General features: G+C 37.1%; 12 protein-coding genes. All 12 read right to left on the reverse strand.

Annotated elements, in window-relative coordinates; translation table 11 throughout:
- Window positions 1-157: 157 nt before the first annotated feature.
- Window positions 158-2,194, reverse strand: a complete 2,037-nt coding sequence (locus AC106K_RS24740; RefSeq protein ID WP_482448220.1) for a M13 family metallopeptidase — start codon at window positions 2,192-2,194, stop codon at window positions 158-160.
- 347 nt (window positions 2,195-2,541) lie between these two features.
- Entirely contained in the window at window positions 2,542-3,693 is a 1,152-nt protein-coding gene (locus tag AC106K_RS24745; RefSeq protein ID WP_482448222.1) for an iron-containing alcohol dehydrogenase, read from the reverse strand.
- A gap of 530 nt (window positions 3,694-4,223) precedes the next feature.
- Window positions 4,224-5,099 (reverse strand): AraC family transcriptional regulator, encoded by an 876-nt coding sequence (locus tag AC106K_RS24750; RefSeq protein WP_482448224.1) that lies wholly within the window; start codon window positions 5,097-5,099, stop codon window positions 4,224-4,226.
- A 22-nt stretch (window positions 5,100-5,121) separates the two neighbouring features.
- The gene (pgl, locus tag AC106K_RS24755; RefSeq protein ID WP_482448225.1) at window positions 5,122-5,850 is read right to left on the reverse strand and encodes a 6-phosphogluconolactonase; all 729 of its coding nucleotides are present in this window, start codon (window positions 5,848-5,850) and stop codon (window positions 5,122-5,124) included.
- A complete protein-coding gene (gene zwf, locus AC106K_RS24760; protein ID WP_482448227.1) occupies window positions 5,843-7,363 on the reverse strand; it encodes a glucose-6-phosphate dehydrogenase in 1,521 nt (506 codons plus the stop codon). Before zwf ends, pgl begins: the two co-directional genes overlap by 8 nt.
- Before the next feature lie 12 nt (window positions 7,364-7,375).
- Window positions 7,376-8,773, reverse strand: coding sequence for an NADP-dependent phosphogluconate dehydrogenase (gndA, locus tag AC106K_RS24765; RefSeq protein ID WP_482448228.1), 1,398 nt, complete (start codon window positions 8,771-8,773; stop codon window positions 7,376-7,378).
- A gap of 309 nt (window positions 8,774-9,082) precedes the next feature.
- The gene (locus tag AC106K_RS24770; RefSeq protein WP_482448229.1) at window positions 9,083-10,711 is read right to left on the reverse strand and encodes a helix-turn-helix domain-containing protein; all 1,629 of its coding nucleotides are present in this window, start codon (window positions 10,709-10,711) and stop codon (window positions 9,083-9,085) included.
- 224 nt (window positions 10,712-10,935) lie between these two features.
- Window positions 10,936-11,634 (reverse strand): DUF1826 domain-containing protein, encoded by a 699-nt coding sequence (locus AC106K_RS24775; protein WP_482448230.1) that lies wholly within the window; start codon window positions 11,632-11,634, stop codon window positions 10,936-10,938.
- A gap of 94 nt (window positions 11,635-11,728) precedes the next feature.
- Entirely contained in the window at window positions 11,729-12,067 is a 339-nt protein-coding gene (locus AC106K_RS24780) for a helix-turn-helix domain-containing protein (RefSeq protein ID WP_482448231.1), read from the reverse strand.
- A 212-nt stretch (window positions 12,068-12,279) separates the two neighbouring features.
- Window positions 12,280-12,621, reverse strand: a complete 342-nt coding sequence (locus tag AC106K_RS24785; protein ID WP_482448232.1) for a helix-turn-helix domain-containing protein — start codon at window positions 12,619-12,621, stop codon at window positions 12,280-12,282.
- A gap of 23 nt (window positions 12,622-12,644) precedes the next feature.
- A complete protein-coding gene (locus AC106K_RS24790; RefSeq protein ID WP_185287727.1) occupies window positions 12,645-13,076 on the reverse strand; it encodes a transposase in 432 nt (143 codons plus the stop codon).
- Between the two features lie 58 nt (window positions 13,077-13,134).
- A complete protein-coding gene (locus AC106K_RS24795; protein ID WP_482448233.1) occupies window positions 13,135-13,743 on the reverse strand; it encodes a TMEM175 family protein in 609 nt (202 codons plus the stop codon).
- Between the last annotated feature and the right edge of the window lie 166 nt (window positions 13,744-13,909).

Below are 13,909 nucleotides of genomic sequence, written 5' to 3' on the forward strand. Positions count from 1 at the left end.
ATCAATGATTTTCCATGACCTAAGTTAGAAAAAATATAAACTTGGTGATTAAAAAAGTTCATCAATGAGGAAATCAAAAGAGGCTGATCTTCCGACCAGCCTCCTGAATATATAATTTCCATATCCATTATCAATCATATGGATAAAGATCAATCTATTACCAGATTTTTATTCTGTCTTTTGGCTCTTTGTACATTTTGTCGCCAGGTTTTACATTGAATGCTTTATAAAACGGTTCAAAATTCATTAAAGGTCCCAAAACCCTCCAATTGTCCGGAGAGTGGGTATCAATATTAATAAGCTGGCGGGACAATTCATCGGTCATTTTTGTACGCCATGCATTTCCCATTGCCAAAAAGAAGCGCTGATCCGGTGTAAACCCGTCAATTTTCTTATTTCCTTTTCCTTGCTCTGTCATTTTAAAGGCATCATATGCAATGGCAATTCCTCCAAAGTCAGCAATATTCTCACCCGTGGTTAATTCGCCGTTGACATGAAGGTTATTAAGAATCGTGAAGCCGCTGTACAGCTTTTGAATCTGTTTTACTTTTTCATTGAACTTCGCTTTGTCCTCTTTTGACCACCAGTCTTTCATATTCCCGATCTTGTCATACTGAGAACCCTGATCATCGAACCCATGGGTCAGCTCATGTCCGATAACCATCCCGATTCCGCCATAGTTGATCGCATCATCAGCATCTTTATCAAACATCGGATATTGTAAAATGGCCGCCGGAAAATTAATATCATTCAAATATGGGTTATAGAACGCATTTACGGTTGCCGGTGTTGTGATCCATAAGGTTTTGTCAACGGGTTTTCCCAATTGGGATAATTGAAATTCGAAGTTATTCCGTTTACAGGCAATCGTATTTTCAAAATATTTGGTTCTGTCGATGTTTACTTTACTATAATCCCTCCATTTATCCGGATAGCCAATTTTTCTGCCGATAGCATTCAGTTTTTCTTCGGCTGTTTTTTTGGTAGCATCACTCATCCAGTCCAGCTGTCGGATACGGTTTGCAAATGCTTTGGTCAGATTAGAAATAAGCTCGTCCATTCTTTTTTTCGCTTCAGGCGGAAAATATTTTTCCACATACAGTTGTCCTAAAGCATCTCCCAGTTCCTCATCCGTCGCTATCCCCAAAAGTTCCCATCTCGGCTTTTGTTTCTTTTGCCCGGTAAGCGCTTTTTTATATTCAAAAGAGGCTTTTTCAAAATCACTGCTCAGAAGATCCGCATAAGAATTAAGTGAATGTGCTTTCAGATATAGCTTCCAGTCAGAAAGCGAAACCGTGTTCAGCATCGTGTTCAGCTTATCGTAATAAGCCGGCTGCTCCATATCTAATGATTCTACTTTTGTCCCTAAGATTGTAAAGAACTGATTCCAGTTTAAGTTGGGCTGATCTTTTACTATTTTGGAGAAGGGTACTTTGTTATAATTCGCTGCAACATCACGAAGCTCAACATTGGTTTTATGAGATGATGCCAGATTTTTCTCGATATTATAAACGGTCTCAGTATTTTTAGCTGCCGTTGCCGCATCAGAACCCGTAAGTTTGAATAACGAGGTTAAATAGCTTTTATAGGCATCCTGAACGGCTTTGGTTTCTTTATCATTTTTGAAATAATAATCTCTATCCGGAAGTCCAAGCCCTTTCTGTGTCAACCAGGCAATATTCATCGCGCTGTTCTTTTGGTCGGCATATACCATAAAGCTGATAAGACTTTCAGTGCCGTTCTTTTCTTCTTCAGCAACAAATTTCATCATCTCCGGGACAGATTTGATGGCATCTATCTTTGTTAACAATGGTTTTACCGGTTCAAATCCACGTTTGTTGATCGTTACCGAATCCATTCCTGAGGCGTAAAAATCGCCTACTTTTTGCTGAATACTTCCGGTTTTAGCCTTCTCTTTTGCTGCATCTTCCAGGATGGATCTAATTCTTTTTTTAGTAGAATCTACCACATCATAAAACCCACCCACATAGGTCTGATCACCAGGGATTTTTGCGGTTTTCATCCAACTGCCATTGGCATATTCATAAAAATCATCACCCGGCTTTACCGATTTATCTATGTTTTTTGTCTCGATATAATGCTCACGGCCAGCCTCAGTTTTATTTTGTTTACATGAAATAAAGCAACAAACTGCAATTCCCAATGTTGTAATAGACAGAATTTTTGTTTTCATACTTTTAGTTATTAAATTTTTATGAATGGCGTTTCATCCATTCCATAAAGTATCGGAATGTTTAATATGTTTATATTTTTTATTAGATACTTTCAAATGTATCAAAATATTATGGATAAAACATACATTCTATCAGAGGCAATGGCATTTTGTATCCATTAGCATTCTATTTGAAGATTCAGAGATTTATGATTAAAGGTTGGAAGATGGAAGCTTGAAGAAGGAAGTTATTCAGGTTATAAAGAACGGTTTTTTCCGTATTTTCATCTTTTTTAAACAGTTATTTCGTTAATTTATGGTAACCTTCTATAGATGAAACTTCAGACCTCCAGCTTCCAGCCTTTTCATTAATTCTGATAAACCTCTCCTTCGTAAGAAGCGTTGTAAAGGTCTTTCAGGTCCTGAAGGCTAGGTTTACGCGGATTGAAACCTGTACACGGATCTTCCAAAGCATTTTGGGTGATATAATCCAGATTTTTGTCCCAATCTTCACGGGAGATTCCAAATGCTTTCAATGAACCGATATTGTTCACAGAAGTTCTCAGTTTCTCAATTTCCTGCGCCAGTTCTTCCGCTGATTCTTTCCCAACAAGTTTAGCCAGATCCGGGTATCTTGTGGTAGCTGTCTGGTTATAACGGATTACATTCGGAAGGAAAATTGCATTGGCAGCACCGTGAGGAATTCCATACAACGCCCCTACCTGATGAGATAAAGAGTGTACAATTCCCAACCATGCATTGTTGAACGCTAAACCGCCCATAAATGAAGCGTCATGCATATTCTGACGGGCTTTGATATTGGCAGGATTTTTTACCGCTTCTTCCAGATTCTGGAATACAATCTCCAGTCCTCCTTTTGCCAATACATCTGCATAATTGTCTTCGATATTGGAAACGTAAGCTTCAACACAGTGAGTAAGTGCATCCAATCCTGTATTTGATGTAATGTGGGCTGGCATTGTAGCACAGATTTCTCCATCTACAATAGCAATATCCGGGGTTAATTCATAAGAGACAATTGGATATTTTACTCCTTTTTCTCTGTCGGTAATTACCGCTAATCCTGTTGTTTCTGTTCCGGTTCCGCTGGTAGAAGGAATGGCTACAAATTTTGCTTTCTGACGTAATGTCGGTACGCTGAAAGGTTTGGTCATCGCTTCGAAATCGGCATCCGGATGTTCATAGAATACCCACATCATTTTTGCAGCATCAATGGCAGAACATCCTCCAAGACCTACAATCCAGTCCGGTTGGAAATCGCGCATTACTGCAGCTCCCCGAAGACTTGTAGCAGATGACGGATCTTCTTCAACGCCATCAAAAACCATAGTTTCCAATCCTGCTTCCGCTAAATAACCTATTGCACGGTCTAGTGTACCGCTTCTTTTCATTGATTGTCCACCTGTCACAATGATTGCTTTTTTTCCAGACAGGTTTTTCAGTTCTGATAAACTTCCAGCACCATGAAATACTTCGCTGGCAACAAATAACTTGCTCATATTTTTTGTTTAAAATTTCTGATACAAAGTTACTGTGCCCTACACCGCTGATGTTATACATTAGATACTATATGATATACATTTGATCCCTTCAAAATAAACAACCGAAATATATTTTTTTAAATAAAAGAGTATTCATCGACATTCTTAAAACCATATATATTCCGACTCTATTTCCTGATATACATTTACTACCGCATCAAGTTGAAGTAAAAACGAAGAAGCTCCAAAATATCTTTAACTATTTAAAAAACTAAACACATAAACCATGATCATTAAAAAATTCGTGCATTCGTTGCAACTTTAATAATCTGCCACGAATGCACGAATTTATTTGGATGAAGATATTCTTTTTTATCAAAAAAAATCTTCGTTTTTTACAACTTATGTGTACTTCTATACAGGAAGCTTTAAACTTAAAATCACTAAAGTGTTAAAAATATTTACACCTTTTATGGTTTAATTTTCAACCGTGGATCTACACAGATTTTTGTGTAAAATTCTTGTTTGAAGACGTTGCCAAGGTAAATCTAGGTTTTATACATCTGTGCCAACTGCTGCTGCAGATGGGTAGGTGTTTCATCCAATTTTGCACGCACAAACTTATTGAGTGCCGCAGGTGAATTGAATCCAAGTTCAAAAGCAATTTCTTTATGGGAATAATGGGAAAGCAACAATAACTGCTTGATCTCATTCATAATCCTTGCATGAATGGTTTCTATGGAGGTTAAGCCAGCTGTTTTTTTAGTAATTTCATTAAGTTTTTTGGGTGAAATAAGAAGTTTTTCAGCATACCAGCTAACGGTGCGCTCTGTCTTATAATTCCTTTCCAGCAGTTCCAGAAACTTTCCATACAGCCTTGTATTTTCATTGGTCAGTTTATCTTTGTCCCATCTTGTATGCACAAATTCCACCAATTTCAATAAGGTTATTTTGATATAAAATCGGGCCTGTTCTTTTTTGATGGAGGTTATATCATGATATAATTTTTCAATCTGTTCCAATAACAATTGTACTTCATCTGCTTCTTCTGCAGGCAGTTCAATATAATTAAGCTTGACAGAAATATTATGATTGTAGATACTTAATTCATTTTTTAGAATATCTGAACAAAACAATACTTCATCAAATAAGATCATTTTCCCTTCAAAGTTATTGCTGATCTGCTCTTTTGAAGATAACTGTCCCGGAAATATCACGCAGATACTATTCTCGGAAATGTTATACCGGCGGTCTTCCACCTGCATTTTCATTTTTCCTTTTTTGACGAATAAAAGGCAGAAATGGTCTTTGGTATGGGGCTCTCTGTACTGTTCTAAAGCCTCTTTGTCCAGATCAAAAATATGAAAGGGCGTAATAGCCCTTTCAGAATTGTGTTGTATATCTTTCAGATGGTGTGTAACCATGTTCTCTTATTACTTATAAAAATTAAATAGGATCATTCAGATATTTCGCGGCCTTTTCATCTACCAGAAATAAAAGTTCACCTTCAGTAGGATTCAATAATTGTGATGGATATACTGAAGGATTATATTCTCCTTTTAAAACTTCTTTCAATGCTTCGGCTTTCGCATCACCAAAAGTCAGAACAATGATCTTTTTAGCTTTATTTAAAAAAGGAGCTGTAAGGGTAACTCTGTACATTTGCTGAGCCTCCAGATAATAGGCAGCCACCCATTTTTCTTTTTCGTCCAATACTGCTGTTCCAGGAAATAATGAAGCGGTATGTCCATCACCACCCATTCCCAGAAGGATAAGATCCATTGCACCGCTCTCTCCTACTTTTTCTTTCAAAAGGGCATTGTATGATACGGCAAAATCTTCCGGTTCTACTCCTTCTTCAAACATTGGAAAAACATGAGATGGCAAGACAGGGACGTTTTTTAAAAGGGATTCCTGTGACATCCTGGCATTACTCAGCTCATTATCCAGCGGCACCCATCTTTCGTCGCCCCAAAAGACAAGAACTTTACTCCAGTCGATCTGGCTTTTGTATGGGTCTTCTGATAAAAGTCTGTATAAGCCTTCCGGTGAAGTACCTCCTGTTAAAGCCACTGTAAAATAACCTTTCTGATCTATTGCTTCATTGGCAACTGTTACAAATAGTTCTGCCGCTTCTTTAAAAATTTCTTCTGTTGATGGTAATATCTTAAGCATTTTCTTCACTTTTCAATGGTTCATGGGAGTTTGTAAGCCAATAATGGCCTTGTCTTTTCAGTAATTCATCTGCTGCTTCCGGTCCTGAACTTCCGGCAGGATAAGTATACATTTTTGAAACATCTCCTTTCTCCCAGGCAGCCTGGATATTAGCGATAACATCCCAAGCCTCTTCTACCTGATCGGAACGCATAAACAGTGTGGAATCTCCATCCAGAGCATCCAACAATAACGTTTCGTAGGCTTCCGGTGTATCTGGTGAGCATGCAAAATAATCGAATACCATCTCAGCGGGTTTTAATTTCATATCAAGTCCTGGTTTTTTGGTCATAAACGATAGTTTGATGTCCATTTCAGGCTGAATATCGATCGTTAATTTATTGGGTTGTAATTTGTTTAAGCCTTTCTGAAAGGTAGTACAAGGAACTTCTTTAAAACTGATGATTACAGAAGATGTTTTTTCTGACATCCTTTTACCGGTACGCATGTAAAACGGAACTCCGCTCCATCGCTCATTATCAACATAAAACTTCATAGCCACATACGTTTCGGTATTTGAGTTTGGATTAACTCCCGGTTCCTGTAAATATCCCTGCTTCGGTTGTCCGTCAATTTCTCCCGCGGTATATTGTGCTCTGACTGTATAATGATTAATGTCTTCCGGATTAATCCTTCTGACACTTTTCAGAACCTCTACTTTCCGGTCTCTGATCTCTGTAGATTCAAATTCCGTAGGTGCTTCCATAGCTACCATACAAAGGATCTGCATTAAGTGATTCTGAATCATATCACGTAAAGCTCCCGATCCGTCGTAATATCCACCTCTGTCTTCCACACCTACTGTTTCTGCAACGGTAATCTGTACGGAATCGATATATTTATTATTCCACAGTGGTTCAAAAATGGTGTTTCCAAATCGGAAAGCCAGAATATTCTGTACATTTTCTTTCCCTAAATAGTGGTCAATCCTATAAATCTGTTCTTCTTTGAAAGTTTCTGCCAGCATTGCATTAAGCGCTACTGCCGATTCTTTATCATACCCAAAAGGTTTCTCAATAATCATACGGTCCTGCTCTACATTATCGGCCAGACCATTGTTCTTAAGGCTCTTCGATACCTTTTCAATAAAACTAGGCGCTACTGAAAGATAAAAAAGACGATTAGCTCTGATTCCTAAACTTGTATCAATATAATCAAGCTGATTTTTTAACTGGATAAATGATTCTTCGTGAGTAATATCAAACCTGATGAATTTGATTTTTTCTTTGAACGCATTCCATTGATCTTCAGAAAAGTTTTTATTTCTTGAGAAGGCTTTGATATTTTCTAAGATATAGTTTCTGAAATCTTCCTGGGTATGCTCTGTTCTTCCTAATGAAAGAAGCTCAAAGTCATCCGGCATCCAGCCTTCCAGAAACAGATTGAAAAATGCAGGAAACAATTTTCTTTTTGCCAGATCCCCTGTCGCTCCAAAGACGACAATAGAGGTTGGCTTTTTATCATTATTTTTCATTTGATTTATTTTTTATGCTTCCCAACGGGTATGGAAAATTCCTTCTTTATCAATTCTTTCATAGGTGTGTGCTCCGAAGAAATCACGCTGGGCCTGGATAAGGTTAGTGGGTAAATTTTCTGAACGATAAGCATCAAAATAAGACAATGCATTCATCCATGCAGAAACAGGAGTTCCATTTTGAATAGCTTCTTTCAGAACAGAACGGATACTGCCTTGTGTTGCATTTAGTTTATCCGCAATCTGCTGGTCAAGCAATACATTTGGTAAATCCGGTTGTGCCGCGAATGCCTTTCTGAAATCTTCCAGTAAAGTAGCTCTGATAATACAACCTCCTCTCCAGATTTTACAAACCGTTTCCAGATGTAAGTCATACCCATAAGCCTCTGAAGCGATTTTAAGCTGAGCAAGTCCCTGAGCATACGTAGTTATAACAGCAAAGAAAAGACCTTCTTTAAGTTGGTTTAAATCAGCATTATTTATTTCCTGATCATTCTTCCAGGTCAATATTTTTGAGGCTTGAATTCTTTCCGGTTTGTATTTGGATATATCCCTCATGTTTACTGCTGCATCAATCACCGGTACCGGAACCTGCAGATCCATAGCATTTTGTGAGGTCCATTTTCCTGTTCCTTTGGATTTTGCCCAATCGGAAATCAGGTCTACCAGATATTTGTCGCCTTCTTTCTGTTTCAGAATATCGGCTGTAATCTCGATAAGGAATGAATTTAATTCTTCTTTATTCCATTGTTCGAATGACTGTTGTATGGTTTCGTGATTCAAATGATACCCATTCTTCATGATGTCATAGGTCTCTGCAATAAGCTGCATAATTCCATATTCTATCCCATTGTGTACCATTTTCACGTAGTTTCCGGCTGATCCGTTGCCTAAAAATTCTACACATGGCTCACCATCTACTTTAGCGGCAATGGCTTCGAAGATGGGACGTAAACGTTCATAAGCAATTTTATCTCCGCCAGGCATCATGCTTGGTCCTCTTCTCGCCCCACTCTCTCCACCGGAGATTCCCATTCCGAAAAAATGGATTCCTTTTGAAGAAAGTTCTTTATATCTTCTGTCTGTATCTGTAAAATAAGTGTTTCCGCCATCGATGATAATATCTCCCTGATCCAAAAACGGAAGCAGGGATTGTATAGCGCCGTCTACAGGTGCTCCTGCCGGTACCAACAGCATAATGGCTCTTGGCTGCTCAAGAGATTTCACAAAGTCTTCCGCCTGAACCGTAGCATAAATTTGGTGGCCTTCCTGCGCTTCTGCCTGTAATGAAGCCGCTTTTTCCTGATCTAAATCTAAACCGGCAACAGCATATCCGTTATCAGCCATATTAAGCAATAAGTTCCGGCCCATAACGCCTAAGCCAACTATACCAAAATTGTATGTAATCATTTTCAAAATATTTTTATGAATGTCAATTGATCTTGAGTGCGGCTAATAAATCGGGTGAATTGAACCAGCAGCGACTCTGTATTTAAAATACTTGATTAAAATTAATCCTTATTTTCGACATGTCTGAGATAAAAAGAGAGATATTTATATAATCAATAGAAGGTTTTTGGATGGAAGAGGGAAGCTGGAGGATGGAAGTTTCTTTTAGTCAATAGTTTCACTATACTGCTTCTTAAAAAATTAAAAATAGCTGTAATAATGATTTTCTGGCCTTCATAACTTCCCTCTTCCAGCTTCTAGCTTCTAGCTTCAGACCGCTTCATATTTCAGCACTTCTGATTCCAGTTCTTTTTTGAGATTTTCAACAAAGTCGGAAGGAGTCAGCCCTGTTTCTTTTTTAAATGCATTCTGGAATGCTCTGGGAGTAGTATAACCGCATATTTCTGCTAATGAACTGATTTTATATTTTCGGTACACGGCATCTTCATACAGCTTTCTGGTAATGTATTCTATTCTAAGGCTGTTAATATACTGATTGAAATTTTTGTTTTTGTGGTCATTGATAACCACTGAAAGATATTTTGTATTGGTATTGAAATTACTCGCAAGCCCAGCAATGGTAATATCACTTTTCAGATATTTTTCCGTTTTTTCAAATTTTGCGATTTTGCTTAGCAACTGATTCACGGTTTCCTCAGCCATTGAGCTTGAAACTTTTACTATTTTTTCATCCTCTGTCTCTTTTTCTTCTTTTTGGGTTTCCGCTTCAGATTTTATTTTGGTGATGAGTTCCTGAAATCTTCGCTGCAGAACTTTATTCCTGTTTTTCCAATAGTACCAGACTCCACCGCAAGCGATCAGGATTGCGATCAGGAAAATATACAGGTAATTTTTCAATGTATTATCCTTTTCCAGGTCTTTTTCTTTTTTGATCGCTGTAGTCACTTTATTGACTGAGTGCTTCTCCGCAGTTTTTATACTGTCTTTTAATTCTGTAAGAAGCTTACTGTATTTTTTGCTGTCTGCCGTATTGTTTTCGGCAAGATAAGCTTCAGTCAAAATCTCATAAAAGACTTCCCTGCCGGAAGGAGAAGAGATCTTTTGCTCCAGCTTCAACCCTTCTTTAGCATAATAAATCGCTTTGTGGTTGTTTTTCTGGTCCAAATAAAAATCACCTGCAGTTCTGTATAAATTCATTTTATTAAGCGGACTTATATCTCTGCTTTCTGCAATCTTCAATGATTTTAAAAGATAGTTTTCTGCGGTTTTAGGATTGCCAGGCTGCATGATCCATAAATAATACAATGCCAGGTTTGCCTGTATAGAAACTATTAAATCATATTTTTGTTTGGGCGCTATTTCAGAACCATCATCAGAAATTTTCTCTGCCTCACTCAATCCTTTTATAAGGCATAAGCGTACAGAATCAGGCTGCTTTTTGCTCTGATCAAAATACCCGGAATAATTAGAATACAATAAGCTGCTGTAGTAATGACGGAGATCATTGTTCTTAATTTTTTCCAGATAGTTTCTGGAAGCATGATAAGCTTTTCTGGAATCATCAAGAAACCCCAAAGCCCCTAATGAGGTTGCTTTCATCCTATACATATTGGATACTTCCTGCGGAGAAGAGCTCTCATTAATGTATTTTTCCAGGTCTTTTGAAACTTCAATCACTTTCTCATTATTATCTAATGTGGAATAAGTCAGCATCAACTCCGCTCCAATGCTAAAAGCAATATTGTATTTATTTTCTTTGGCTGTTTTGTAATTTTTCTCCAGCTGCTGTATGGTATTATTCACAATACCTGTGCTGGCCACTCCGTTCTGTATTTGACGCAGTTCGTTTTTTAGCTGTTCTTCGGATATTTTCTGACTTTTTCCTAAAACAAACAGATGTAAAACAATGAAAAATAAAATAGAGGGATAGGATCTCATAATTTTAAAGTTTGAAGTTGAATGGGTATTTGTTTAAAAAGAGGCTTTACAAATATATGTATATTTCGGGCCAATCGATTATTACAATATCATTAAAAACATTATATGAATAACAGATTTAAATTAATAATTATTTTTTGAATACAATACTATTTAAAACAATCTGAAACAAAGCAAATGATCTATTATATGAAAATCTGAAATAAATTTCTTTCTGGTATTCTCTAGCAAATGAGAAGCAGCCGATATTCTCCGTCATTTTCAACTGGAGCTCTGTGTACACAAGGTAAAACCTCCTGTGCAGGGTGATCTACCGCTAGACGCCAAAGATGTCCTGATCCTAAATTGACAGGTTTTGTATTGGGTTTAGGCTGATAATGCAAATCGAAGAAATAGTCTTTCAGAAAGTCTTCAAATTCCTCTTCGGGACCATCATGCAATGCTCTAAGCTTTTCACGGATTTCCGGAATCAGAATCTTTTGTTCCACCTGATCATTCGGAAGAATATCGCTGGCAGCACCATGATACGTACATAAAAAAGTATCTGTACCGATAGGTGAACGGTCCACATGATAAGAATATACATCTGTTGAAATGAAATCCAGCTCATCATCCCGCTCATAACATTTCAATAAATTAAGAGAAGGCAATGCCCCGAAATCCGTTAACAACTGCAAATCATTGAGGATAATCTCCCGTGCCATACTCCCCTCTTCGGATAGCTGCAATCCTAAAAGGTCTTCTTTAGAAACTTCTGTAATATTCTCTTTTAACTGAAGTATGGACACTATTTCTTTAAAATCTCCGGCCAGGTTTCTATGCCAGCAAATAGCATTCATAGCTCCCCCGAAACGGGTATTGACAAGTTCGGAAAAAGTAGAAACTACTCCTATTTGAGCATTATCAGAAAATATATCGGTCATATTAAGAAGAGACAATTGAGTCACTATTCTCTGCAAAAATAAGAATTCCATCATAAGATTACACCAGGATTATAGGTTGCTCTCCTGTTCCAGATTAGTTGTAATAATCAAATATCTTTTTCCATTTGGCAATGGTATTCCGGCTTGTACCAAAATGCCTTGCTACCTGGTGATTATTCATTTTATGATTTTTCTGATAGTCCAATATATTAAGGATGTCTGCGGTATTGTAGGAACGGTGTTTTTGGCTCTCCTTTTCCAATTCCTGATCTGTGAAACCAAAAACTTTTTTATTAAGTTTTAAAATATCTATACTGGACAGATTTTTTTTATTTAATAATTTGTGGCATTCCGCCTTCTTATGGGGAAACTTCTGATCAATAATATCGGAATAAATGCGTTTGTAGTTGGGTTGCGTATTTTTTTTCATCATGTGTATTCAGCTCTTAAAGAGTTACGTTGTCATTATAAATTGAGTATTTTCAGAACTCTCTTTGTATTTCCAGATTCTTCTTTGTAAGTACAGCCTTGAGCAGCTCTATATAAAAATCCTGCAATGCATTCAAATCACAGGATTTCTTTATTGTAAAAATTTTCATTCCTTTAATAAAGAATAAAGCTTCAATCACTTTATTCACTGTAATATCAGACTCTTCTGTATTCCTGAAATATTCTTCGCCACTTGGTCATGGTATTCATGCTCAGTCCAAAGTGTTCGGCCACCTGTTTATTATTCATCTTTTTTGTTTTCTGATATTCCAGAACGCTGATAATATCGGAGACATTGTAAGACCGGTGCATGGAATTGATTCTTTCATTCTCTTTATCTGTACTCTCAAAAATCTTTTTATTGATTTCTAAAATATCGATGACCGACAGATGTTTTTTATTTAATAATTTTTCACACTCCTTCTTCTTATCAGGAAACTTCCGGTCTATGATGTCAGAATAGATCCTTTTATAATTAGGTTGAGTATTTTTTTTCATTGAGTTTTTTTTCATTATCAGATTTAATATGATCGGTTATTATATTTCAACACCCATTTGCTTATGGTACTGTGAGGAATTCCATATTCATCCACAATCTGGCGTTTGGTTTTCTCTCCTGTACTGATCAGCTCAATAACAAAATTGATGATCTCCCGGGTATAGATACTTTTTCGGAATTTGGGAAGTTTGGATCCATCCTTCACTTTATCCGAAGCTGAGGGCGGAGCATACAGTATTAAATGCTGGGAGTACAATCTGAAAAAATCATATTCCAATAGCTTACTCCATCTTAACAGGATATTTGTAGGAAGATTTTCCTGTAAATACATTTCTCTAATTTCACTCTCCGTACAATCCATAAAGTTGCAGATACGGGGTACATCGATATTGGTTTCGATCACCCGGGTATTGATAAGCTTTCCGATATGGATATTTCTAAAATTTGAATTCATTATTAATAACTATTAAAAAGAGGAATATTACAGGCTTTTATTTATCAGCCGGTAGTATTTATTTGTTTGAAATGACAGCAAAAGCATAATTTAACTGAATGATGATGATAACTCCTATACCCCAATAAGGATTAATCAGTCCTAAAAGAGCACCTAAAAGATAGAGGGTCTGAGCGGTTACAATCCTTCTCTTGATGGCGGTTCCAATCTGTTTGTCTGTATCGGAAACCAGTCCTTTTCTTTCTGCATAACTCCAATTGATATACAGGATAAGGCCCAGTAAAAAGATATTGAACCAATACAGGCCCAGAGCAAATTTATGATCCAGATAATCTCCTAAGAAAGCTGTTGTAAAAGGTAATACGGCAACAAACAGGAGAAACAGAAGGGTGATCCAGCTAAGATTCCGGTCACTTTTCCGGATATGATCAAACTGCGCAGACTGCCCCATCCAAAAGATACCGGCCGTCATAAAGCTCAGAAAGTAGACCATAAATTTTGGTAAAAGCTCCAGGAAAGCCATCATCAGTTCTTTATCTGTTCCTTTCACCTCAGGTACTTTTATTTCCAGCACCAAAAGTGTCATTGCCACTCCAAATACAGCATCACTTATCGCAATAAGTCTTCCTGTATCTCTACCTGCTATAGTATTGTAATTATTATCCATTATATAATTGGTATACCCAGAATTGAATCCGATAAATATCAGAGAGGGTATTTTTTCAGTATTATGCTGTTTTTTTAAAAAAGCCTTGTTGAGAATCAATGCCTCAACAAGGCTATAGGTTCTGGATCTTATTATTTCTTTGAATGTTCAGAGAAATAACTGATCT

It is taken from the genome of Chryseobacterium sp. FR048, assembly GCF_056844665.1.

Coding starts and splice junctions, on each gene's coding strand:
- AC106K_RS24740 (WP_482448220.1), bottom strand. CDS start 2,194: ATGAAAACAAAAATTCTGTCTATTACAACATTGGGAATTGCAGTTTGT.
- AC106K_RS24745 (WP_482448222.1), bottom strand. CDS start 3,693: ATGAGCAAGTTATTTGTTGCCAGCGAAGTATTTCATGGTGCTGGAAGT.
- AC106K_RS24750 (WP_482448224.1), bottom strand. CDS start 5,099: ATGGTTACACACCATCTGAAAGATATACAACACAATTCTGAAAGGGCT.
- pgl (WP_482448225.1), bottom strand. CDS start 5,850: ATGCTTAAGATATTACCATCAACAGAAGAAATTTTTAAAGAAGCGGCA.
- zwf (WP_482448227.1), bottom strand. CDS start 7,363: ATGAAAAATAATGATAAAAAGCCAACCTCTATTGTCGTCTTTGGAGCG.
- gndA (WP_482448228.1), bottom strand. CDS start 8,773: ATGATTACATACAATTTTGGTATAGTTGGCTTAGGCGTTATGGGCCGG.
- AC106K_RS24770 (WP_482448229.1), bottom strand. CDS start 10,711: ATGAGATCCTATCCCTCTATTTTATTTTTCATTGTTTTACATCTGTTT.
- AC106K_RS24775 (WP_482448230.1), bottom strand. CDS start 11,634: ATGACCGATATATTTTCTGATAATGCTCAAATAGGAGTAGTTTCTACT.
- AC106K_RS24780 (WP_482448231.1), bottom strand. CDS start 12,067: ATGATGAAAAAAAATACGCAACCCAACTACAAACGCATTTATTCCGAT.
- AC106K_RS24785 (WP_482448232.1), bottom strand. CDS start 12,621: ATGAAAAAAAATACTCAACCTAATTATAAAAGGATCTATTCTGACATC.
- AC106K_RS24790 (WP_185287727.1), bottom strand. CDS start 13,076: ATGAATTCAAATTTTAGAAATATCCATATCGGAAAGCTTATCAATACC.
- AC106K_RS24795 (WP_482448233.1), bottom strand. CDS start 13,743: ATGGATAATAATTACAATACTATAGCAGGTAGAGATACAGGAAGACTT.